The following is a 23464-nucleotide window of genomic DNA, read 5'->3' as shown; positions in this document are numbered from 1 at the left end:
GCTCCTTAACCTAACCACGGGCTATCCAGCCAGTAAGCCGCAATAAAACTTGAGCAAACCGACATAATGATCAGAATCACCAGAACGATGTTCATTGCAAAAGGTAGCGGCTGTGCCTGAGCGACCTCTTCGGAAGGTTTACCCAATACGCACTGACCGAATTTATACAATAACCATACAAAGGTGGCGACACTTTCAATTAACGCAATAACCATCATCACCGTAATCCACAAATGTTCTTTACCTAAGGCGAAACCGGCGGCAAACAACGGGAATTTACTGAAGAATCCGTTAAACGGCGGTACCCCGGCAATGGCCAGTGCGGCGATGCCGAATCCCACCCCGACTAGCGGCATGGTACGGATAATCCCCTGTAAACGCGGCATAGAGCGGGTTCCCGTAGCATAAGCCAGGGAGCCGGCAACCAGGAAGAACAAGCTTTTAGCGAAGGCATGGTTGAAAATATAGGCGATAGCGGCGACTAGGGCGAGCTTAGAACCTAAAGCGAACAAAGATAGACCGATGAAAATATAGGCCAGCTGAGTAATGGTCGAATATGCCAGCAAGCGTTTTAAATCCGTTTGCGGTAAATACATGAAGAAACCGTAAATCAGCGTAATCATCGCCATAATCAGCCCGACTTCCCCCACGATGGAAGGTAGATCACCGGCCGACATAACCGCTCTGGCGAAAATATATACCCCCACTTTCACCATAGAAGCCGCGTGCAAATAAGCACTGACCGGCGTCGGCGCTTCCATCGCATTCGGCAACCAGATTTGCATCGGCAACTGTGCGGATTTACCCCAAGCGGCAAACATCACACCGAATAATACGATGCTTTTTGTCATCGGATCCGCCTGTTCCAAGGCTAGCAGAGAGAAGGTACCGGATTGGCTGAACAAATAAGCGGCGGCCACATACAAACCGAGCGAACCCACATGGGTAATAACCAGAGCCTTCATAGCGGCGGATTTCGCTTTTTCCGTCTGATAATAGCTAATGAGCGACCAAGAACAGACACCGGTAATTTCAAAGAACAGCAACTGTCCGAGCAATGTGGAGGAAAGCACCAGCCCCGCCATGGCACCGACGAAAACAAGCAGGAAAGCATAGAAACGCGGCTGACCTTTATGCGGATGCTCTCTGTTTTTATCGGTAAGATAACCGCAGGAATACAGGATAATTAAAAAACCCAACCCTACTACGGCAAAACCCACTAAGGTACTGACCGCATCCAGCGTTACGCCGAATAGCATGGTCTTACCATAGCTGATCAGTTCAAAGGTCAGACTCTGTTGCCCGCTGGCATACCATTGCTGGGCCAGTAGCAACGTACAGACCGTTGCGATAGCGGCAAAAAGAGTCGCCACTTTCGGAAACAGTTTTTCATTTTTAATCAGACCGACTAAAAAGGCTCCCACAAACGGAAGAATGATTGTAATCAGAGCTAAATTTTGCATACTACCCTCCCCTTACAATCCGATAAGATAAAACACAAATGCCAATACGGAGATACCGAACCCCACCAGGGTTAAGTGTCCGGTCAGCATAAAGCGGGTACGGGCAAGGGTATTCTCGAATACGCAGGCAATCACATAGGCGATCAGTAATTTGATAAAGAAAAAAACCGCACCTAAAATGACCGCACTTAAGCTTGCGTCTTTTGCCGCACCGAAGGGCAGCAGCACACTGACAAAAATAGCCGCCACCACCATGGATTTCAGGCTCAAACCGATTTTAATCAAGGCCAGCGAAGGGCCTGAATATTCGGTCAACGGGCCTTCCTGCAGTTCCTGCTCGGCTTCAGCCAAATCGAATGGGATTTTTCCCATTTCAATAAATACGGCAAAAGCGCAGGCGATTAAGGCGACAATGGTTGCCAAGGGTAATCCCCAGCTCTGAGTTGCCAGCGAAGTGCTGATCATACCGAAATTGGTCGACCCCGTAATCAGCGCAATCACCAATAAGGCCAACATTAAAATCGGCTCCACCAATACACCCACCGTAACTTCACGGCTTGCCCCTATGCCGGAGAAAGCGCTGTTACTGTCCAAACCTGCAATGGAAAAGAAGAAACGGAACAGTGCGAACAGATAAATCGCCGTAATTAAATCGCCGCCGGCACCAAAAGGTGAAGCCAGCGTAAACATAGGTAACGACATAGCGACGACCAGAACCGTGCTAATCAGCACATAAGGCATCAGTTTAGATACCATTCCCGCATTGTCGGGTAAAATGTTCTGGCGTTTCATTAATTTCGCAATATCACGATAATCCTGTAAAACCCCCGGGCCGCGACGTGATTGCATACGCGCGCGGATAAAACGGGAAATACCGGAGAAAAGCGGTGCCAGACATAACATAATCAATGCCTGTAACAGCCCTAACAGGAACATACCGCTTGTGGTTGCGATTTCTGAAGGTAATGTAATCATCATATTCTCCTTACATCATGGTCGCAGCGGCAAGCAACAGCACCAGCGTGATGACGAAATATACGCAATATACGCGGAAATCGCCTCCCTGCAGCCATTCAAGTCGAGCGGAGAACCAAGGAATAAAACGCGCAAGCGGCATGGTAACCTTTTCTTCCCAGAAAGGTTCCGCCTTAGTCGAACCCTTAATCGCCGCATCTATACCCTTATAGCTTAAAGGAGCGGGATCGAAGGTTTTACGAATGGTATACAGCGGTTTGAACATGGTACGCAACGCACGGGTAAAACCGCCTGCGGAAGTCGCCATATAGGCTTCATAAGCATAGCCGCAAGCCCAAGGATTACCTTTCGCCGCATCCGCCATACGGGATTTCTTCGTAACGCCGTAATAAGCAAAAGGAACCAGGAAGAAGGCAATCAGCATAATACTCACCATAGGTGTGGAAAGTGCGGTATGAGGTTCGGATGTAGAAACCACCAGACCGTTTTCCGCCAATGGAAAAGCGTTCAGACCGGAAAGGGCGACGGAAATCTTGGCGATTATCGGCGTAATCACCGAAGCGCCGACACCGAGCAGAATACAGCATAATGCCAGAATCCCCATGGCAAACAGCATAGGTTTAGGCACTTCACGGGCATTTGCCGCTTTTTCACTGCGCGGCGCACCGCCGAAGCTGATACCGTACACCTTAACAAAACAAAGCGCGGCTAAAGCACCGGTCAGCGCCAGCATAATAATCGCCACCGGACCGGCAACTTTCAATACTAAATCGCCGTTCTGGCTTAAGGTGAATAATGACTGATAGGTAAACCATTCGCTCACAAAGCCGTTAAAAGGCGGTAATGCGGAAATCGCCATGGTACCTATTAAAAAGCACAATGCGGTATAAGGCATCAATTTACCCAAACCGCCCATTAAATCCATATCTTTTGTATGTAACCGATACATTACCGAACCGGCGCCTAAGAACAACAGGCCTTTAAACACCGCATGGTTGAGCAAATGGTATAAACCGCCCAGTAAACCGACAGTGGCAAGCACCGGGTTGCCGATGGCGATACCAATCATACCGACGCCGACGCCCATCATTATAATGCCGATATTTTCTACCGTATGATAGGCCAGTAAGCGTTTGATATCATGTTCCGCCAGCGCATAAAGTACGCCCAGTACGGAAGAAACCGCACCGAATCCGAGAACGATAACACCGAACCACATATTATTCGCACCCAGTAAATCGATACCGACTTTAATAATCCCGAAGATACCGATTTTTACCATTACACCGGACATCATGGCGGAAGCATGAGAAGGTGCCGCCGGGTGAGCTTTAGGCAACCAGCCGTGTAACGGAATCATACCGGCTTTAGCACCGAAGCCCAGGAATGCCAGAATAAAGACGGTAAAGGCTAGAGGTGAAGAGAGCTGAGTCTGACGGAAATCTGCAAATTCAAAGCTACCTGCGTAACAATAGAAAATGAAGAAGGCGATCATAATCAGAACGGAACCGGCATGCGCGATAAAAAAGTACAGCAGACCGGCATTTGTCGCTTCATCGTCCTGTTCGGTCAGAACCAAGAAATAGGAGGCCAGCGACATCATTTCAAAGAAGACAAGGAAATAGAAAGCGTTATCCGAAGTAACCAACGCGATCATAGAAGCGATAAACAGATTCATAAAGAATCCCATACTACCGGCGCCCTTGCCCTGGTATTCACGCACATAAGAGAAGGAATACAGAGAGGTTACAATCACTAATAAGGAAATAACGCACACCATAAAAGCCGCCAGACCATCTACGCGAATGGAAAATGCGGCGAAATCAAAAGGTGTCTGAAACAGCGCAAAGGCCGTTTCACTGCTGATAAGAACGGGGGCACAGGCTATAATACCTAACGCTCCACCAACGATACCGGTCACGCCGGATATATTGATTGAAAGTTGTTCATTTTTGCTGATACAAAGTGAAATGAACGCACCGACGACATAAACCAACAGGGATGTGATGAGCAAATGGATTACACTCATAATTTCACTCCATTGATTGAATTTAAATTAAATTAATTATCGAGGAATAGCCGGTGATGACGCCATTGCCATTTCACGTTTCGCTTGGTTGGTTTTCTCGATACTTTCATCACTGATAATAAACAATGTTTTAGTCGGACAGGTTTGTACGCACGCCGGTCCTTCTTCACGGAAATAACAGAGATCGCATTTAATCGCAATCGCTTTTACCCCCGGTTGCCATGCCAGCATATTATGTACGTCGGTATTATTCGGCGCAGTACGGATATCACGAGCAACCGCTTCTTTAAAGCTGAAATGTTCGTAATAAACAGGTGCGTCAACCGGGCCGCTGCCGTGCTGGGTAATGGCGCCGAACGGACAGGCAATAGCGCAGAGCTTACAACCGATACAAAGGCTTTCGTTCAGCTGAATCGCATTATCCTTATGGGTAATCGCATGCACCGGACAAACGGTGGCACAAGGTGAGTCATCGCAGTGTCGGCATAGAATAGGTACGGTAATATCTTCATTACGCATTACCTGTAAACGTGGAAAAGGCTGTAGCCCGAAAGCTTTGTGCGTTTCACTGCAAGCCGCCATACAGGTATTGCAACCGATGCAGTCTTTAGGATCCCCGATAACAAAACGGTTCATAATTTCCCCCCTTAGTGAACAAATGAAATAACCACTCTTTTTTTGGGAGAATACTCCTAATGAGTTAACTTAACTAGAGAAAGATTAAATTTTTCTTGATTAAGATCATAAATTATTTATTTATAATACTGAGCTAAAACAAATCCCAAAGATTATTATTAACATATATTTTTCTTTTAATATCAAAAAGATGAATATTTAGTTAAAATTGTTAAAATTATATTAAATTAATTTTGAAAAAATGACATTGATTATAATGTTGATCACAATCAAATTATATTTAATAATAATTCTCATTAATACTATTAACATTTTTATTATTAACTATCACCTATCCATGGAATCTTAAGTTAAAATTGCTATTAAATTATCAGTAGCGGCGATAGCGTTAAAGGTAAGAAATAACCCGCTCAAAAGCCGCAGGGGAGAAAAATGAAAGGCATCGAACTGCGAATAAAAGGTAAGGTACAGGGGGTGGGCTTTCGCCCTTTTGTTTGGTTGACGGCAAATCGCTATCAGCTAAAGGGGGACGTAAACAACGACGGACAGGGCGTATTAATCCGTCTGTTTGAGCCTGATGAAGCAACCCTGGCCCGCTTTCTGGAAGATTTACAGTATAAACTGCCGCCACTGGCGTTAATTACGGAAATCCGCCAATGTCATAAGCAATGGGATAAGGTGTTACAGAGCGACCAATTTCTGATTCGGGAAAGTGAAAACAACGCTATGGATACCCAAATCGTCCCCGACGCCGCTACCTGCCCCGCCTGTTTACAAGATTTATTCGATCCCGCCAATCGTCGTTACCGCTACCCTTTTACCAACTGCACCCACTGCGGGCCGAGATTTACCATTATTAAGGCGATTCCCTATGATCGGAAAAATACCTCGATGGCGGATTTCCCCCTTTGCCCCCAATGTGCGGCGGAATACAAAAATCCCGCCGATCGGCGTTTTCACGCCCAGCCCAATGCTTGCCCCCAGTGCGGCCCGCATATCTGGCTGCAGGATCGGCACGGAATAATAACGGAAAATGAAAATGCGCTGAAACAGACCGCACTTTTATTACGCCGGGGGGGCATTGTCGCCGTTAAAGGACTGGGCGGATTTCATCTGGCCTGCGACGCCACCGATAGTGCAGCGGTAGAAAAACTGCGGCGACGTAAAGGACGTCCGAGTAAACCCCTGGCCATCATGGTACCTCACCTTGATTTCCTGCACGGGCTCAGCCCACAAGAAATCCAACTGCTAACCTCCGCCGCCGCCCCCATTTTGCTGCTGGCAAAACATAAAGTCGCCGGACTCTGCGCGCAAATCGCACCGCACTTAAATGAAATCGGCGTTATGCTACCGAGTAACCCGCTACAACATTTACTGCTGCATGAGATACAACGCCCGTTGGTTATGACTTCCGCCAATCCGAGCGGCCAGCCGCCGGTACTGGATAATCAAAGTGCGATTGAAGATCTGGCGGATTTAGCCGACTGCTTTCTCTGCCATAACCGAGAAATTCTGCAACGGGCGGACGACAGCCTGATACGTATCGCCTTCGACGGTATGGAAACCCTGCGCCGCGCACGCGGTTATGTACCGGACGAAACCCCGCTGGATATTCCAAACCGGCACAATATTCTGGCTCTCGGCGCCGATCTGAAAAATACCTTTTGTCTGCTGAAACAAAATAAAGCCGTGGTCAGCCAGCATATCGGCGATACCAGCGAGGAAAAGGTCGCGCTGCAGCTCAGTGAAAATTTAGATTTATTCCGCCGAATTTACCAGTTTAAACCGGAGCTGATTGCCGTCGATGCTCATCAAGGTTATCTTTCCTCCGCCCTCGGCAAACAATTGGCGGAGGAACATCAGCTTCCGCTAATTGAGGTTTTACATCATCATGCCCATATTGTCAGCGTAATGGCGGAACATCATTGCAACGAACAAGTGATAGGTTTAGCTCTGGACGGGATCGGCATGGGTGAAAAGGGACAGCTTTGGGGCGGCGAATGCCTGTTGGTCGATAATAGCCATTGCCGCTATTTGGGCGGATTACCGGCGGTGCCTCTACCCGGTGGTGATCTGGCGGCCAAACAGCCCTGGCGCAACTGGTTTGCCCATTTACGCCAGTTTGTTGCGGACTGGCAGCCTATTATCGCCGCCAGCTGCGCCGATTACGACTGGCAGCTGCTTGATAAAGCCGTTACGCGCGGCATCAATTCCCCCTATATCTCTTCGGCGGGGCGTCTGTTTGATGCGGTGGCCTACGGCCTGAATATTACCCCCGCCAACCTAAGTTGGGAAGGGGAAGCCGCCTGCCGACTGGAAGCCCTGGCCGAACATTCCCTATTCAATCGGGAACCGGAACTTTTAGCGACGATTCCGGTAAAAATGCCCTTAGTGGAAAATAAGCTTGATTTAGGGATATTCTGGCAACAATGGCTGAATTATACCGCCGCCCCATCGGATCGCGCCTTCGCCTTTCATTATGCACTGGCCGAAGGTTTTGCCGAGCTGGCCCGTCGCCAGGCGGAAAAATATCATTGTCGTACCATTGTGCTGTCCGGCGGTGTGATGCATAACCAATTACTGCGCCGATTACTGAAACAACAGCTGAGAGATTTTAATCTGTTAAGCGCCCAAGCCTTTCCTATGGGCGACGGCGGATTAAGTCTGGGGCAGGCGGTTATCGCCGCCGCCCGCTATCAAACACATAAGGGGCAGACAAAGTAAAGACCTTATAATATCAGGCAAATTATTGCCTATTCCCTTCTCCCGCATGATTTTATCGGCCCTGATACAGGGCCTTAGCATAAAAAAACCGCCCCAAAGAGCGGTCATTTTTTACCAAGTTTTTCGCAGCCATTTCATCTGCGATGTGATTGCTGTTCTTAAGGCAAAATTCCCCCTAACAGATTCTCGGCAAGGGTTCGTTAGTGGGGAGATCCAGCAAACGTTTTTGCCCGAATACCCCTTTTAAATAAATTTTCCGTGTCGGCGTAACTTCGCCGATAACAGCGGCATCTTTACCCAATTCATGGCGATGAAGTACAGTCAGAATTTGTTCGACTTTTTCCGCGGCGGCAACAATTACCAGTTTGCCTTCGTTAGCAAAATTCAGCGCTTCCAGACCGAGCAATTCGCAAATACCGCGAACCTCACGTCGAATCGGCAAAGCCTCTTCCTCAATTTGGATCCCCAACCGCGCGGCTGCGGCAAATTCATGCAATACCGCATTAACGCCGCCCCGGGTGGCGTCCCGCACCGTTTTCACCCCCTCGATCGGACGCAGTAATTCAATGAGGGGGGTTAATACGGCACAATCGCTGCACAAATCGGTTTGAATACCAAGGTTCTCGCGCAGATTTAAAATCGTTGCCCCATGATCGCCCAGGGTACCGCTGACAATAATTTTATCCCCCTCGGCAATTCGGTGCATTCCCCAGTCCAGTTGCGACGGAATCACGCCGATACCGCTGGTATTAATAAATATCTTATCCACCGCACCTTTCTGCACCACTTTAGTATCGCCGGTAACCACCTGAATTCCGGCCTTTCGGCAGGTTTCCGCCATTGAGCGGATAATCTGCGCCAATTCGCTTAGGGCCAGCCCTTCTTCCAGAATAAATCCGCAGGACAAATATTTAGGTATGGCTCCGCATACGGCCACATCATTTGCGGTGCCGCAAACCGCCAATTTACCGATATTACCGCCCGGGAAAAAAATAGGATCAATCACAAAACTGTCGGTACTGAAAGAAAGGCGCTCGCCCGTTTCCATCAGTTCCCGCAAATCAAGACGCGCCTGATCTTCCCCCTGAGCCAAAATCGGATTATCAAAGGCCTGTACGAAATAATCGCTGATTAATTTTTGCATCGCCGCACCGCCGTTGCCGTGCGCCATAGTAATAAAATCTGACATAATTTTTTCTCTTACTTATTCCCGCCGGTACTGATAATAGGCGGCGCAAGCCCCTTCGGAAGAAACCATCAAGGCGCCATAGGCATTATCCGGATTACAGCCGGTGGCAAATAAAGGACAATCCGAGGGTTTACATTTTCCGGTCAGCACATCGCCACAGCGGGAATTAGGATCATCCGCCACCTGATAGGTCGGGCTATTAAAATAAATTTCTGCATCAAAGCGACGGTAATCCTCCGTTAATTCAACGCCGGACTGTTCTATTTCTCCCAAACCGCGCCATTCGCTACTTGCCTTGAGGCGAAATACTTCTTGTATCGCCTGCTGTGCCAGTAAATTCCCTCGGCTATTTACGATTCGTTTATATTGGTTTTCGATCTCGCAGCGATTTTCAACAAATTGAGTTACCAACATCACTATCGCCTGTAAAATATCCAAGGGTTCAAAGCCGGTAATCACAAAGGGTTTATGAAAGCGATCCGCCAGGGCCTGATAAGGCTGAGCCCCAATCACCATGCTTACATGGCCGGGCGCGATAAAACCGTCTATTTTAACTTGCTCCTGAGTCAGCAGGCTGCGTAATGTCGGAATAATGGTGATATTCTGACAAACCACCCAGAAGTTTTTAATCTCTTCTTTCTTGGCTTGCTGTAGGGTTACCGCCGCACTCGGCATGGTGGTTTCAAAACCGAGGGAGAAAAACACCACTTTTTTGTCCGGATTATTACGGGCGATATTCAAAGCGTCCAAGGGCGAATAAAGGATACGAACGTCTGCCCCTTTCGCTTTCGCCTCCAATAGGGAACCTTTGCGCCCTTTAACCCGCATGGCATCACCGAAGGTACAGAAAATAACATCGGGTTTTTCGGCGATATCGATACAGAGATCAATACGTCCCATGGGCAACACGCACACCGGACAGCCAGGTCCGTGAATAAATTCGATGCTGTCGGGTAATAGCCGATCCAAACCGAATTTAAAAATAGTATGGGTATGACCGCCGCATACTTCCATTAAATATAGAGGATTATCCGCATTGTATTGCGGCAGTTGTCGCATCAGAAAATGTAAACGGGCGACCAGAGTTTTCGCCAGTTCGGGATCGCGGAATTCATCAATAAACTGCATAATTCACTCTTATTGATTTTGTAACCAGTTTAACCAGTCGTCCAGCCCTTCTCCGCTCGTGGCGGAAAGACGGATCACTTCGATATTCGGATTCACCCGTTTGGCATTGGCGATACATTGTTCCGTATCGAATTTCAAATAGGGCAATAAATCCGTTTTATTCAGGATCATCAGTTTCGCCGCGGCAAACATATGAGGATATTTCAGAGGTTTATCTTCACCTTCGGTAACCGATAAAATCACTACTTTTGCCTTTTCGCCGAGATCGAACTCCGACGGACAAACCAGATTTCCCACATTTTCAATAAATAGCAGGCTGTTTTCCTGCGGCCGTAACTTACGCATCGCATCGCTGATCATCTGAGCATCCAGATGGCAACCCTTACCCGTATTTACCTGAATTGCAGGTACGCCGGTGGCACGAATTCGATCCGCATCGTTTTCCGTTTGCTGATCTCCCTCAATAACATAGCAACTACGCCGTTGTTTAAGAGCGTCCAGGGTAGCGGTAAGCAAGGTGGTTTTACCGGAGCCGGGGCTGGAAACCAAATTTAAAGCCAGAATATTCAAGTAATCGAACAAATGTCGGTTGGACTGTGCAATCTGATTATTTTTACCTAATACGTCCTGTTCTATTTTCAATAAGCGTTTCTGCGTATCATCGGACAGTTCCGTACCGGACTGCTCTAGGGTAGAAGCTCCGGACTGGGAGGTATGAAATCGGGAATGAGAAAAATCCGGTAATTTGACCGCACTTGCTGCGGCGGAATGGCTGTGAGAATGCTGCAATTCGCCGATCCGGATTTGATCGGGATGAGCGCAGCCGCAAGTTGTACACATAATATTGTTCCCCACAAAATAATATTCGTCAAAAATCATAGCACAACTTTTTTTTCGGGTTTTGATGGAGATCATAAAATGCCGAAACAGGAAAAGGCAGAGAATCCGCTGTGCGTAAAGCATATCGGTCAGAATTAGGCTCATACCCGCTTCTGGTGAATATAAACCCGTCGCTGCTCCCGCGGTGGCTCAAAAAATGGATAATTTTGAGCGGCAAGCTTTTAGCATCGCCCCCTCCTTGCTTATAAGGATTTTTTGCTTCTTATTCTAAGCCGAATCCTTTACTATTATCCGCATCTTTACCGAACTCAGTATGGATTATCCTATGAATAATTTCGATTTGGAAAAAATTATCAATCAAAAATTAAACAGCGCCGCCATCGGCGATTATGCGCCGAACGGTTTGCAGGTGGAGGGTCGGGCCGAAATCCGCAGCATAGTTACCGGCGTAACCGCCAGCCAGGCTCTGATCGATTATGCCATAGCGCATAATGCCGACGCGCTGATCGTCCACCACGGCTACTTCTGGAAAAATGAAAATCCCTGTATCCGCGGTATGAAGGGAAAACGGATTAAAGCGCTATTGAATGCCGGTATCAATATGTATGCCTATCATTTGCCCTTGGATATTCATCCCGAATTAGGCAATAACGCCCGACTTGCCGCTCTGCTCGGCATTGAAGATTTACATCCGCTGGAGGAGGCTTCCCCCAGTATTCCCGTCTACGGCCATCTGCCGCAGCCCCTCAGTGCCGAGGATTTTGCCGCGCGTATCGGCCGCGTGCTGCAACGCGAACCGCTGGCCATCTGCGAGGGCGGGCCGGCTCTGATCCGCCGAGTAGGGCTTTGTACCGGTGGCGGTCAAAGCTATATTGATCTGGCCGCCGCAAAAGGACTGGACGCCTTTATCAGCGGTGAGGTTTCCGAACAGACCGTGCACAGTGCCCGCGAACAGGGGATCCATTTCTTCGCCGCCGGCCATCATGCCACCGAGCGCTATGGCATCGAGGCCTTAGGTCAATGGCTGGCGCAGAAATACGGATTAGCGGTGTGCTTTAAAGATATTGATAACCCGGCTTAAGTTTTTATCGGAAAGGGCTCGGACCTGGCGGCCGGAAAGCCGGGGTTCATTGCTCAATAAGTACGAAACGAGTATAATCGGCAGGCTTTTATAAACAAAAGGAAAATAACATGGCATTCTTAACAGGAAAACGTATTTTAGTTACCGGCCTGGCCAGTAACCGTTCCATTGCCTACGGTATCGCACAGGCGATGGCGCGCGAAGGAGCCGAACTTGCATTTACTTACCAAAACGATAAATTAAAACCGCGGGTGGAAGAATTTGCCAAAGAATTCAACTCCTCCATCGTATTACCTCTGGACGTAGCCACCGACGAAAGTATCCGTCATTGCTTTGCCGAATTAAATAAACATTGGGATAAATTCGACGGTTTCGTCCATGCCATCGCATTTGCGCCCGGTGATCAACTGGACGGCGATTATGTAAACGCCGCAACCCGCGAAGGCTACCGTATTGCCCATGATATCAGCGCTTACAGCTTTGTGGCTATGGCGCAGGCGGCCCGTCCGTTGCTGAATCCGAATGCGGCGCTGCTGACCCTGTCTTATTTAGGTGCAGAACGTGCGATTCCTAACTACAACGTTATGTGTCTGGCGAAAGCTTCTCTTGAAGCTGCTACGCGCGTCATGGCGGCGGATCTGGGTAAAGAAGGTATCCGTGTTAATGCGATTTCCGCCGGGCCGATCCGTACTCTGGCAGCTTCCGGCATTAAAAACTTTAAGAAAATGCTGGCCGCTTTCGAAAAAACCGCTGCATTGCGCCGTACCGTCAGTATTGAGGACGTAGGTAATTCCGCCGCCTTCCTCTGCTCCGATCTGGCTTCCGGCGTTACCGGAGAAATCCTGCACGTCGATGCAGGTTTCAGCATCACCGCTATGGGTGAACTGGGCGAAGAATAATTATCCCGCATCAGGGCGGAATAAACCCGTTCCGCCCACATACTTTTTCTGCGGTGGGCTCTCCGGCTCACCCTTATTTTTATAGCGAATCAAAATGTTTCAGAACAATCCTCTGCTCTCTCAACTAAAACAACAACTTCATGCCAGTAAACCGCGCGTGGAAGGTATTGTAAAAAGCACCGACAAGGCTTTCGGTTTTCTTGAAACCGATAAAGAAAGCTTTTTTATTCCGCCGCCGGCGATGAAAAAACTGATGCACGGCGATAAAATCAGCGCCACCATAGAAACCCTCGGCGATAAAAAGCAGGCGGAACCGGAAGCCTTGCTCGAACCGATGCTGACACGTTTTATCGCTCGTGTCCGTTTCGGCAAAGAAAATAAACTGCAGGTGCTGGTCGATCATCCGAATATTAATCAGCCTATCGGCGCCAGCCAAGCCAAGGACCTACAACAAGAACTCGGTGCCGGCGACTGGGTGGTGGCGACATTGAAAACTCATCCCTTACGCGACGATCGTTTTTTCTATGCCCAAATCAACGAATTTATTTGCCGTGCCGATGATGAATTCGCTCCTTGGTGGGTAACCCTTGCCCGCCATGAGCAGTCCCGTTATCCGGTAGAGGGAGCCGAACATTATAAACTGCTGGAACAGCACAAGCGTGAAGATTTAAGTGCCTTGCATTTCGTTACCATTGATAGCGAAAGTACGCAGGATATGGACGACGCCCTGTATATCGAACCCCTTTTGCAAGAAACTCGGCAGAGGGGTTGGAAATTAACGGTGGCCATTGCGGATCCCACCGCCTATATCGCTCTTGACTCGCAAATTGAAAAAGATGCAAGACAGCGTTGCTTCACCAACTATTTGCCGGGTTTTGATATTCCGATGCTGCCGCGCGAGCTGTCCGATGATCTCTGTTCCCTAAAACCTCATCAAACTCGCCCGGCGTTGGTGTGTCGCATAGAAACGGATTTAACCGGTGCGATCAATGCCAAACCGCAGTTTATCATGGCGAATATCTGTTCCAAGGCGAAACTAAGCTATGATCGGGTATCCGACTATCTGGAGGAAAAAGCGGGAGCCTGGCAGCCGGAACAGGAAGAAAGCGCTCAACAAATCCGCCGCTTGCACCAGTTTGCCCTGGCCCGCACCGAATTACGCCGTACCCAGGCCTTATTATTTAAGGAAAAACCGGATTATCGCTTCGTATTGGCCGACAATGGTAAAGTAACGGAAATTAAAGCGGAATTCCGCCGTAGCGCCAATCAGATTGTCGAAGAATGTATGATTATCGCCAATATCTGTGCCGCCCGTTATTTACACCAGAATCTGCATACCGGTATTTTCAATACCCATGCGGGCTTTGATAAAAAGTTCCTGAAAAATGTTCAGCAATTCCTGCTCAACAACCTGGCCGATGCTGAAAATCTCGATGAATTGACGCAACGTTATTCGGCTGAAAACCTTGCTACGCTGGAAGGCTATCGTCGTATGCGCCATGATATTGAAGGGCTGGAGAACGATTATCTGGAAGCCCGTCTGCGCCGTTTTCTGACCTTTGCCGAATTTAAAGCGGAGCTCGCTCCTCATTTCGGTTTAGGATTGGAAGAATACGCCACCTGGACTTCACCTATCCGCAAATATTCCGATATGGTAAATCACCGTCTGATTAAAGCCTTTATTTGCGCTGAAGACTATACCCAACCCTCGGAAGAAGTTCTGGCCCGATTGCAAGAAGCCCGCCGCCAGAACCGCCTGGTCGAACGGGATATCGCCGATTGGCTGTATTGCCGTTACCTGGCCCCTTTGGCGGAACAGCAGCCGATTTTTGAGGGGGAAGTGCAGGATATCAGTCGCGGCGGTTTACGCGTCCAGTTGAAGGAAAACGGTGCAAGCCTGTTTATTCCGGCTTCTGCGTTGCATGATAAAAAAGAGGAAATGGAAGCCAATTCAGAAGAACTGGCCTTCTATATAAAAGGGGAACGCAAGTATAAAATCGGTGATAAACTGCGCGTATGCCTCACCGAAGTAAAAGAAGAAACCCGCAGCCTAATCGGGCGCCTTGCCCCTTAAACCGCCAAGGGGATAACCAGTAAAGTACGGTGATTTTTTAACAAGTTTTTGTAGGCTCTTGCTCTGCCGAATAAAAACCGCACTTTCTCTTTTACGGGCGAATTAACTAAGGAGTGTTCAAATGTTTGAAGTCGTTTATCTGCACGTCGCCTGTGCATTTTTAAGTCTGGCCTTATTATTAGTGCGCGGTTTAATGCAATTAAGCCGGCACAACTGGCGAGCAATAAAACTCTTAAAAATTTTACCGCACTTAAGCGATACTTTGCTGTTGGTCAGCGGTATCATTCTGTATCTGTCCTTTATTGCAGGATTTCCTTTATGGATTCTGGCCAAATGCCTGTGCCTTGTTCTGTATATTATCTTTGCGGCTAAATTTTTCAGTAAAAAAGCGTTGCAGGCGAACCCGGCCTTCCTGGCTATCGCCGTTATTGCACTGAGCGCAGCCATCGTTCTAGGTTACTACCATTAACCCGCGCGGGGAAAACGGATATTCCGGCACAAAAAATATGCCGGAATAATCCGGCATATTTAGTTTTTATTTTTTGAATATGTAAAGGCCATTAACCGCCTGAAAATTTCACCTGAAATCCCCGTTGCTCCAGTAGCTGTTTCAGCAAATCTCTCTTATCGCCTTGGATTTCAATATTCCCCTTTTTGCACGAACCGCCGCAGGCGCAACGTTTTTTCAGCTCCGCGGCAATTTTCTTCAGTTCGCTTTCTTCCAGATCCAGACCGCTGATAATGCAAACCGGATTACCTCTACGACCGCTGAGCTGACGCTGAATTCTTACGATTCCGTCGCCCTTCGCTCTTTCCGCTTTTGCCGGAACAGGCTTAATTCTGCCCAGTTCGGTGGAATAAACTAAATTATCCTCGCTCATCAGCCGCCCAAATTTGCAATAGAGGCATTAATCGAGCGTAATACCTGCGCCGGGTTTTCCGCCTGTGTAATAGGTCTGCCGATCACCAGATAATCAGAGCCGGCTTCGATTGCCGCCGCCGGCGTCATTACCCGACGCTGATCGCCGAATTCACTTCCCACCGGACGAATACCCGGTGTAACCAGTTTAATCTCTTTACCCAGATGAGAACGTAAAATATCCACTTCCTGCGGCGAGCAGACGACGCCGTCCAAGCCGGCACGCTGAGTCAGATGAGCAAGGCGAATCACCTGCTCCAAAGGAGAGGCATTAATGCCGATTTGCAGTAAATCCAAATCCTCCATACTGGTTAATACGGTTACCCCAATAAGCAGAGGTGCGTCTTTACCATAGGGTTCCAGAATTTTTTTCGCTTCTTCCATCATGCGTAAACCGCCGCTGGCGTGCAAATCCACCATCCACACCCCCAAATCCGCAGCGGAGCGCACCGCTCTTGCCACGGTGTTCGGGATATCATGGAATTTGAGATCAAGAAATACCTCAAAGCCCCGTTCATGCAGCTGTTTGACAAAATTCGTACCCAGCGTGGTAAACATTTCCTTTCCCACTTTAAGACGGCATAAGCTCGGATCAATTTGATCCACCAGCCCTAGCGCTTCTTTCTCGGTTTCGTAGTCTAATGCCACAATAATTCTGTTATCCATAGTTAATTTCCTTACGCTTGGTTATCCAATCCGCGAATTGGTTTAACGGTTTCCCATTGACGGCAAGAGGGGCAGCACCACATTAATTTATGGCTTTGATAACCACAATTGGTACAACGATAATCAAAACTTTGCTTAATTCGCTCGCCCACAATTTTATGTAATAAAATTAAACTTTCCTTACCCCGACCTTCTTCAGCCCCCTCAATTTGGTACTGAATAAAACGATGAAATAAAAAAAGGCTGGGATTTAACTGTAACTGATGGTAAACCTGAGTCTGAGCCGCGCTGCGCCCGTCCTTTTCGGCAATTAAATCCGCCAGAGCCAGATCTACGCTGCTATTTGGGTTTTCCCGACTGGCTCTGATTAAAAACAATTCAAAATTATCATTCTGCGCCATCTTCTGATAGGCGGCTTTAAGGGCGGGCAGAATTTCTCCCACATAGCTAGGATTCTGTTTCAATACATTTTCCAATACCCCGATTGCGCGCGGGTAATCTTCCTGTTTCAGCAATAAATCGCCCAACATAATGGAAGCGCGTACGCAATTCGGCGAAACCGCCAAGGCCCGTTGCAAAATCTCCAGAGGATTTTCCTTACTTTCGGCACCAAGGCTGGCCGCATATTCGCAATAATACTGAGCCAGTGCGATATTATTCTGCTGCGGCGATATTTTTGCCAACTTTTCCGCCACATTAACCGCTTTTTTCCATTCTTTGGTTTTCTGGTAGATAATCGCCAGTTGCTGTAGTGCGCCTTCAGCAAAATCCGGTTCGTCCACCATCATAATATACAGATTTTCCGCTCGGTCAAAAAAACCAACCGACATAAAATCCTTGGCCAACTGCTGCTTTGCCAGTAGTTTCTGTTCAAAACTATAATTCGGATTGTTATCCAGTGCCTGGTGAATACGCAGCGCCCGATCCACCTCGCCGCGGGAGCGGAACAAATTACCCAAAGTAAGTTCCGCTTCAAATTGCGAACGGCTTTCGATTTCATTTTCCGATTCCTGCTTCTGCAGCATATCTAAGAATAAATCGACCGCCTTTTCCGTTTGATTGGATAAAAGAAAGTTAACCCCGGTTACATAATCGCGGGAAAGTTTATTGCTGATATCGTCCTGATCTTTTTTTGCACTGCGGTATCCCATATACCAACCGTAAGCGGCGGCAATAGGTAAAAGCAAAAAGAGTAATTCAAGCATGCTTAGGCAGCCTTATCCCGGCTCACCGTTAATTCGTTAATCTGCTGAGTTTGACGTTTTACCTGACGGGTCAGCGCGATATTTTTCAGTTTCAGTTTTAAATAGAAAAACGCGCTGATAAACCAGCCCAAAATCAGGCCGAAACCGAACAGAATCGCTACTAAGGAAGATAATTGCAGTTCGCTTTGAGCAAGAATATAGTTGAAGGTAATCAGTTGATCATTATTGGCACCCACGGTAATCGCCACTAAAATAATTGCCACCACAACCACAAAACTAAAAATATATTTAAGCATAAAATTCATCTCCGGACGGAATAATCCCGATAATTCCGCTTAGTGTAAATACATGAGTCCGTCTCGCATTATGCCAAAAATAAACAAAAAAAACGACACTTAAAGCGTCGTTTTTTTATCTCAAAGGCATATTTCAGGCGAAATCCACACGTTCTCTCAACTCTTTACCCGCTTTAAAGTGAGGGACGCATTTCGCTTCCAACTTAACCTGCTCGCCGGTTTTCGGATTACGGCCGATACGCGGTTGGCGAAAGTGCAAGGAGAAGCTGCCGAAGCCGCGAATCTCAATACGGTTGCCGTTTTCCAGCGAAACGGACATATGCTCTAATAATTCTTTTACCGAATTTTCAACATTTTTTACAGAAATCGAATGATTTTTCTGTACTAATGCTTCAATAAGCTCTGATTTAGTCATGATGATATCCTTTGTTTCAGTAAAACAACCTAATGATTCGACCAGCGAGAATAATTAGGTTGTTTCGCTTAAGCGCCGCCTAGGCATTATACAAAAATCCGGCGTGTATTGAAACACGCCGGTTGTTATACTTCGACAAATATTAAGTGATTATTCGCCTTTTGCCGCTTTGAAAGCTTCCGCCATCGCACTAGGAATAGCAACATCTTCCTGCTTATTCACATTGGCAACCGCTGCGGCTTCTTCAGCCTGATCTTTAGCGCGTACGGACAGATGTACGATACGGGCTTTACGATCAACACCGGTATATTTGGCTTCAACCGCATCGCCGGCATTAACTTCTTCAGTTAAATCCGCAGCACGGATATAGCCTTCAACGCCGCCGTCTAATTCAACTTTAGTGCCTTTAGCATCGGCTTCGATAACTTTAGCAGTTACAATCGCACCTTTTTTGTTCAGAGCGACGAAATTGTTGAACGGATCTTCTTCAAGCTGTTTGATACCTAAAGAAATACGCTCTTTCGCAGAATCCACCTGTAAAACTACAGCAGCCACTTCATCGCCTTTTTTGTAGTTACGTACGGCTTCTTCGCCCGGAATGTTCCAAGAAATGTCAGATAAGTGAACTAAACCGTCAATACCGCCTTCAAGGCCGATAAAGATACCGAAATCGGTAATGGATTTAATTTTACCTTCAACTTTGTCGCCTTTGTTATGAGTTTCGGCGAACTGTAACCACGGATTAGGTTTGCATTGTTTTAAACCTAAAGAAATACGACGACGTTCTTCATCGATTTCCAATACCATGACTTCAACCACATCGCCCAAGCTAACCACTTTAGACGGATGAATGTTTTTATTGGTCCAATCCATTTCGGAAACATGTACCAAGCCTTCAACGCCGTCAAGGATTTCAACGAAGCAGCCGTAGTCGGTCAGGTTGGTTACTTTACCGCTTAATTTGCTGCCCACCGGATGATTTTCGGCGATAGCGACCCAAGGATCCTGACCTAACTGTTTCAGACCTAAGGATACGCGGGTACGATCTTTGTCGAATTTCAGTACTTTAACTGTGATTTCGTCGCCCACATTCACGATTTCGCTCGGATGTTTAACACGTTTCCAAGCCATATCCGTGATGTGCAATAAGCCGTCAACACCGCCCAAATCAACGAAAGCACCGTAGTCCGTTAAGTTTTTAACGATACCTTTAACTTCTGCACCTTCCTGTAGATTTTCAAGGATCTGTTCACGTTCCTGGCTGTTTTCGGATTCGATAACCGCACGACGGGAAACCACAACGTTATTGCGTTTCTGGTCTAATTTAATCACCTTGAATTCTAACTCTTTACCTTCTAAGTGCAGAGTATCGCGAACCGGACGAGTATCTACCAGTGAACCCGGTAAGAAAGCGCGTACACCGTTTAACTCAACTGTAAAACCACCTTTTACTTTACCGTTGATTAAACCGATAACGGTCGCCTGTTCTTCATAAGCTTTTTCCAGTTCGATCCAAGATTCATGACGAACCGCTTTTTCACGGGAAAGTTTGGTTTCGCCGAAACCGTCTTCCACCGCATCTAAAGCTACGTTCACAACATCACCGACCTGAACTTCCAGCTCGCCCTGTGCGTTTAAAAACTCTTCGACCGGAATCGCGGATTCGGATTTTAAACCGGCGTCAACCAGCACAAAGCCTTTTTGAATGGCAACAACAGTACCGCTAACGATTGAACCTTGACGGGTTTCAAGTTCTTTTAATGATTCTTCAAATAGTTGAGCAAAAGATTCTGACATAATTAATCTTCTAAATTTAGTTAATAACGTCCACTAAAAATCCATATAAAGTGGGGCTGATAATAAAAGTCTATTCTTCCCTGAATAAACGAACGAAAATTTTAAACCTGAATATTCGTTTTTTCACGAATATAAGCAAGAGCCCGAGCGATAACTTCATCAATACTTAATGAGGTGCTGTCCAATAACAAGGCGTCTTCGGCGGGCTTTAGAGGAGCTACCGCGCGATTTCTGTCGCGATAGTCACGATCTTTTATCTCGGCTAAAATCTGCGCAAAGTTACCATTTATTCCTTTGTTTTGCAACTGTTTATAGCGTCTTTTTGCCCTTTCTTCCGCCGTTGCGTCTAAAAACAGCTTAACCTGTGCCTGCGGAAACACCACGGTTCCCATATCCCGGCCGTCCGCAATCAGCCCTTTGGCACAAGCGAAATCGCGCTGGCGCTGTAAAAGCGCGGCCCGCAGCGCGGGATACACAGCGATTTTCGATGCGCAATCCGCCGTTGTCTGAGTACGGATTGCCGCACTGACGTTTGCGCCGTTCAGCCATATTTCCACTTCGCCCTTTTGAGGCACAAAGCGAATATCCAAACTGCGCGCCAATGCCGCCAGCGCCTCTTCGTTTTCCGTATCCGTTCCGCTTTGCAATGCGGCCAATGCGGTTACCCGGTAAATGGCACCGCTGTCGAGTAAATCGAACCCCAGCGCCTGCGCCAGTGCGTAACATAAAGTTCCCTTTCCCGCGCCGCTAGGTCCGTCAACAGTGATTATCATCTGTTCTTTCATTTCTTATTACCGTTATAAACATTCTCGAATGGGTTATTCTACCAGAGCCGCTGCGCCTTTGGGATAGCTAATACGCCTTTTTGCAATAGTTTGGAAAAACTCCATGAAAAAACCACCGCTCTTTTCTGTCGCAAAGGCGGCTATTTTCTGCATAAAATATTTCCTTTCAGACAAAAGCCCCGTTTTAAAGCAATAACCTAAAATTAAATTTCACTGATAGAAATATGATTAGAATTTTATTCTAATTTTTATGGATTACCCCTGGAAAAAGGCACCAAATTCCAATTTATTTCAGTTATTCTTTATAACGAAATCAGATAAGATATCGATTTGCAAACCACTTGCCTTAACCAATCACAAAAGGAGAGCCGCTATGGCATTTAATCTGAAAAACCGTCATTTATTGAGCCTGGTTAACCATTCCGAACGTGAAATCAAATATTTACTTGATTTATCCAGAGATTTGAAAAGAGCGAAATACGCCGGTACCGAACAACCTAAATTGCAAGGAAAAAATATTGCGCTGATTTTTGAAAAAACCTCCACCCGTACCCGTTGCGCCTTTGAAGTTGCCGCCTATGATCAAGGCGCCCGCGTAACCTATATAGATCCGAATTCTTCCCAAATCGGTCATAAAGAAAGTATGAAAGATACCGCCCGGGTTCTGGGACGTATGTATGACGCCATCGAATACCGCGGCTTTAAGCAAAGCGTAGTAGACGAATTGGCGGCCTATGCCGGGGTGCCGGTATTCAACGGCTTAACCGATGAATTCCACCCGACCCAAATGCTTGCCGATGTGCTGACCATGATTGAGAACTGCGATAAACCTCTCAGCCAGATCAGCTACGTATATATCGGCGATGCACGAAATAATATGGGAAATTCCTTATTACTGATCGGCGCCAAGCTAGGTATGGACGTACGTATCTGCGGGCCGAAATCCCTCTTACCGGAAGCCGAGCTGGTTGAAATGTGCCGTAAATTTGCAGCTGAAAGCGGCGCCCGCATTACCGTTACCGACGATATCGACAGCGCCGTTCAGGGCGTGGATTTTGTGCATACCGATGTTTGGGTGTCTATGGGCGAGCCCCTTGAAAGCTGGGGCGAACGTATTGCCTTACTGATGCCTTATCAGGTAACTCCGGAATTAATGCGGCGCAGCTGCAATCCAAAAGTGAAATTTATGCACTGCCTGCCGGCATTCCACAACAGCGAAACCAAAGTCGGCCGCCAGATTGCGGAAAAATATCCTGAACTGGCCAACGGAATCGAAGTGACGGAAGAGGTGTTCGAATCCCCTATGAATATTGCTTTCGAGCAGGCGGAAAATCGTATGCATACGATTAAAGCGGTAATGGTGGCAAGTTTGGCCTGAGGAGGAGAATATGAGAATCGTTGTGGCATTGGGCGGTAACGCTCTACTTCGGCGCGGCGAGCCTTTATCCGCAGAAAACCAACGACAAAACGTGCGTATCGCCTGCGAACAAATCGCTAAAATTTATCCCAATAACGAACTGGTGATCACCCACGGCAACGGGCCGCAAGTCGGCTTACTGGCGCTGCAAGGCGCCGCCTACAAAGAAGTTTCGCCCTATCCGCTGGACGTGTTGGGTTCGGAAACCATCGGTATGATAGGTTATATGATCCAGCAGGAGCTGGGAAATTTACTTCCCTTCGAAGTGCCTTTCGCAACCTTATTATCCCAAGTGGAAGTGGATAAAAACGATCCGGCTTTTCAACATCCGACCAAGCCTATAGGGCCGGTTTATACCAAGCAGGAGGCGGAAAGACTGGCGCAGGAAAAAGGTTGGAGCATCGCTCAGGACGGCGATAAATACCGGCGCGTGGTTCCAAGCCCGCTGCCGAAACGGATTTTTGAAATACGTCCGGTGAAATGGCTGTTGGAAAAAGGCAGTATCGTCATCTGTGCCGGCGGCGGCGGTATTCCTACCTATTATGATGATCTGGGCAATTTGCAAGGCGTAGAAGCGGTGATTGATAAGGATCTCTGCTCCGCGCTGCTGGCAGAAAATCTGGAAGCCGATCTGTTTATTATCGCTACCGATGTTTCTTCCGTATTTGTAGATTGGGGCAAACCGGAACAAAAAGCCATTGCCAGAGCCAATCCGGAAGCCATCAGCAAAATGGGATTTGCCGCAGGCTCCATGGGACCTAAAGTTCAGGCCGCAGTGAATTTTGTGCAGACCACCGGCAAAGAAGCCGTTATCGGTTCCTTATCCGATATTGTGGATATCGTCAAAGCTAAAGCGGGTACAAGAATTACCACCAGTATCGCGGATATCGAATATTACTGACAAAATTCAAATTTAATAACGCTCG

Annotated in this window: 21 protein-coding genes; 7 read left to right on the top strand and 14 right to left on the bottom strand. The window is 47.5% G+C overall.

All coding sequences use genetic code 11. From position 1 onward, the window contains the following. Positions 1-5 precede the first annotated feature (5 nt). The 4 genes from EDC45_RS08330 to EDC45_RS08315 are packed head-to-tail and all read right to left on the bottom strand — an operon-like array spanning position 6 to position 5103. Positions 6-1463: a hydrogenase 4 subunit D gene (locus EDC45_RS08330; protein WP_133545337.1), complete on the bottom strand. Its 1458-nt coding sequence runs from the start codon at positions 1461-1463 to the stop codon at positions 6-8. A gap of 12 nt (positions 1464-1475) precedes the next feature. Continuing rightward, positions 1476-2438, bottom strand: coding sequence for a respiratory chain complex I subunit 1 family protein (locus EDC45_RS08325; protein ID WP_133545425.1), 963 nt, complete (start codon positions 2436-2438; stop codon positions 1476-1478). A 10-nt stretch (positions 2439-2448) separates the two neighbouring features. Beyond that, positions 2449-4467: a hydrogenase 4 subunit B gene (gene hyfB / locus EDC45_RS08320; RefSeq protein ID WP_133545335.1), complete on the bottom strand. Its 2019-nt coding sequence runs from the start codon at positions 4465-4467 to the stop codon at positions 2449-2451. A gap of 36 nt (positions 4468-4503) precedes the next feature. Beyond that, positions 4504-5103 (bottom strand): 4Fe-4S dicluster domain-containing protein, encoded by a 600-nt coding sequence (locus tag EDC45_RS08315; RefSeq protein WP_133545334.1) that lies wholly within the window; start codon positions 5101-5103, stop codon positions 4504-4506. A 432-nt stretch (positions 5104-5535) separates the two neighbouring features. Between EDC45_RS08315 and hypF the strand changes: the two genes are divergently transcribed. Continuing rightward, positions 5536-7827: a carbamoyltransferase HypF gene (gene hypF / locus EDC45_RS08310; protein ID WP_133545332.1), complete on the top strand. Its 2292-nt coding sequence runs from the start codon at positions 5536-5538 to the stop codon at positions 7825-7827. A gap of 175 nt (positions 7828-8002) precedes the next feature. On the opposite strand, the gene hypE is transcribed toward hypF, so the two are convergent. Genes hypE through hypB form a run of 3 tightly spaced genes read right to left on the bottom strand, consistent with a single transcriptional unit; the run spans position 8003 to position 10984 of the window. Further along, on the bottom strand, positions 8003-9016 hold the full coding sequence (gene hypE, locus EDC45_RS08305) for a hydrogenase expression/formation protein HypE (RefSeq protein WP_133545330.1): 1014 nt from the start codon (positions 9014-9016) through the stop codon (positions 8003-8005). 15 nt (positions 9017-9031) lie between these two features. Further along, positions 9032-10144 carry a hydrogenase formation protein HypD gene (hypD, locus tag EDC45_RS08300; RefSeq protein WP_133545328.1) on the bottom strand — a complete coding sequence of 371 codons (1113 nt, stop codon included), beginning with the start codon at positions 10142-10144 and terminating at the stop codon, positions 9032-9034. Positions 10145-10153: 9 nt separating this feature from the next. Then, positions 10154-10984, bottom strand: coding sequence for a hydrogenase nickel incorporation protein HypB (gene hypB, locus EDC45_RS08295; RefSeq protein ID WP_133545423.1), 831 nt, complete (start codon positions 10982-10984; stop codon positions 10154-10156). A 325-nt stretch (positions 10985-11309) separates the two neighbouring features. On the opposite strand from hypB, the gene EDC45_RS08290 reads away from it, so the two are divergent. The 4 genes from EDC45_RS08290 to EDC45_RS08275 all read left to right on the top strand — a co-directional run bounded on the left by EDC45_RS08290 (position 11310) and on the right by EDC45_RS08275 (position 15507). Further along, positions 11310-12065 (top strand): Nif3-like dinuclear metal center hexameric protein, encoded by a 756-nt coding sequence (locus tag EDC45_RS08290; protein WP_133545326.1) that lies wholly within the window; start codon positions 11310-11312, stop codon positions 12063-12065. Positions 12066-12175: 110 nt separating this feature from the next. Then, on the top strand, positions 12176-12964 hold the full coding sequence (locus EDC45_RS08285) for an SDR family oxidoreductase (RefSeq protein WP_133545324.1): 789 nt from the start codon (positions 12176-12178) through the stop codon (positions 12962-12964). A 94-nt stretch (positions 12965-13058) separates the two neighbouring features. After that, on the top strand, positions 13059-15038 hold the full coding sequence (gene rnb, locus EDC45_RS08280; protein WP_133545322.1) for an exoribonuclease II: 1980 nt from the start codon (positions 13059-13061) through the stop codon (positions 15036-15038). 121 nt (positions 15039-15159) lie between these two features. Beyond that, entirely contained in the window at positions 15160-15507 is a 348-nt protein-coding gene (locus EDC45_RS08275; protein WP_133545320.1) for a SirB2 family protein, read from the top strand. A 91-nt stretch (positions 15508-15598) separates the two neighbouring features. Here the strand turns inward: EDC45_RS08275 and yciH are convergent, their stop codons facing one another. From yciH to cmk, 7 genes are all read right to left on the bottom strand, one after another. Continuing rightward, positions 15599-15919, bottom strand: coding sequence for a stress response translation initiation inhibitor YciH (gene yciH / locus EDC45_RS08270; protein WP_133545318.1), 321 nt, complete (start codon positions 15917-15919; stop codon positions 15599-15601). After that, positions 15919-16623 (bottom strand): orotidine-5'-phosphate decarboxylase, encoded by a 705-nt coding sequence (pyrF, locus tag EDC45_RS08265; RefSeq protein WP_133545316.1) that lies wholly within the window; start codon positions 16621-16623, stop codon positions 15919-15921. The genes yciH and pyrF overlap by 1 nt, the downstream gene beginning before the upstream one ends. Before the next feature lie 11 nt (positions 16624-16634). After that, positions 16635-17828, bottom strand: coding sequence for a lipopolysaccharide assembly protein LapB (gene lapB, locus EDC45_RS08260; RefSeq protein WP_133545314.1), 1194 nt, complete (start codon positions 17826-17828; stop codon positions 16635-16637). A gap of 2 nt (positions 17829-17830) precedes the next feature. After that, positions 17831-18124, bottom strand: a complete 294-nt coding sequence (locus EDC45_RS08255; protein WP_133545312.1) for a LapA family protein — start codon at positions 18122-18124, stop codon at positions 17831-17833. A 133-nt stretch (positions 18125-18257) separates the two neighbouring features. Beyond that, positions 18258-18539 (bottom strand): integration host factor subunit beta, encoded by a 282-nt coding sequence (locus tag EDC45_RS08250; RefSeq protein ID WP_133545310.1) that lies wholly within the window; start codon positions 18537-18539, stop codon positions 18258-18260. Positions 18540-18689: 150 nt separating this feature from the next. Continuing rightward, a complete protein-coding gene (gene rpsA / locus EDC45_RS08245; RefSeq protein ID WP_133545308.1) occupies positions 18690-20336 on the bottom strand; it encodes a 30S ribosomal protein S1 in 1647 nt (548 codons plus the stop codon). A gap of 101 nt (positions 20337-20437) precedes the next feature. Continuing rightward, positions 20438-21121 carry a (d)CMP kinase gene (gene cmk, locus EDC45_RS08240; RefSeq protein WP_133545306.1) on the bottom strand — a complete coding sequence of 228 codons (684 nt, stop codon included), beginning with the start codon at positions 21119-21121 and terminating at the stop codon, positions 20438-20440. A 373-nt stretch (positions 21122-21494) separates the two neighbouring features. Here cmk and EDC45_RS08235 point away from each other — a divergent pair, with 373 nt between their 5' ends. Both EDC45_RS08235 and arcC read left to right on the top strand, forming a co-directional pair. Further along, entirely contained in the window at positions 21495-22499 is a 1005-nt protein-coding gene (locus tag EDC45_RS08235; RefSeq protein ID WP_133545304.1) for an ornithine carbamoyltransferase, read from the top strand. A gap of 10 nt (positions 22500-22509) precedes the next feature. Then, positions 22510-23439 carry a carbamate kinase gene (gene arcC, locus EDC45_RS08230; protein ID WP_133545302.1) on the top strand — a complete coding sequence of 310 codons (930 nt, stop codon included), beginning with the start codon at positions 22510-22512 and terminating at the stop codon, positions 23437-23439. The last annotated feature ends 25 nt before the right edge of the window (positions 23440-23464 follow it).

Source organism: Mesocricetibacter intestinalis (assembly GCF_004363295.1).
Taxonomy (GTDB): domain Bacteria; phylum Pseudomonadota; class Gammaproteobacteria; order Enterobacterales; family Pasteurellaceae; genus Mesocricetibacter; species Mesocricetibacter intestinalis.
Note: the sequence above shows the minus strand (reverse complement) of the source record. Positions and strands in the feature narration are given on the sequence as shown.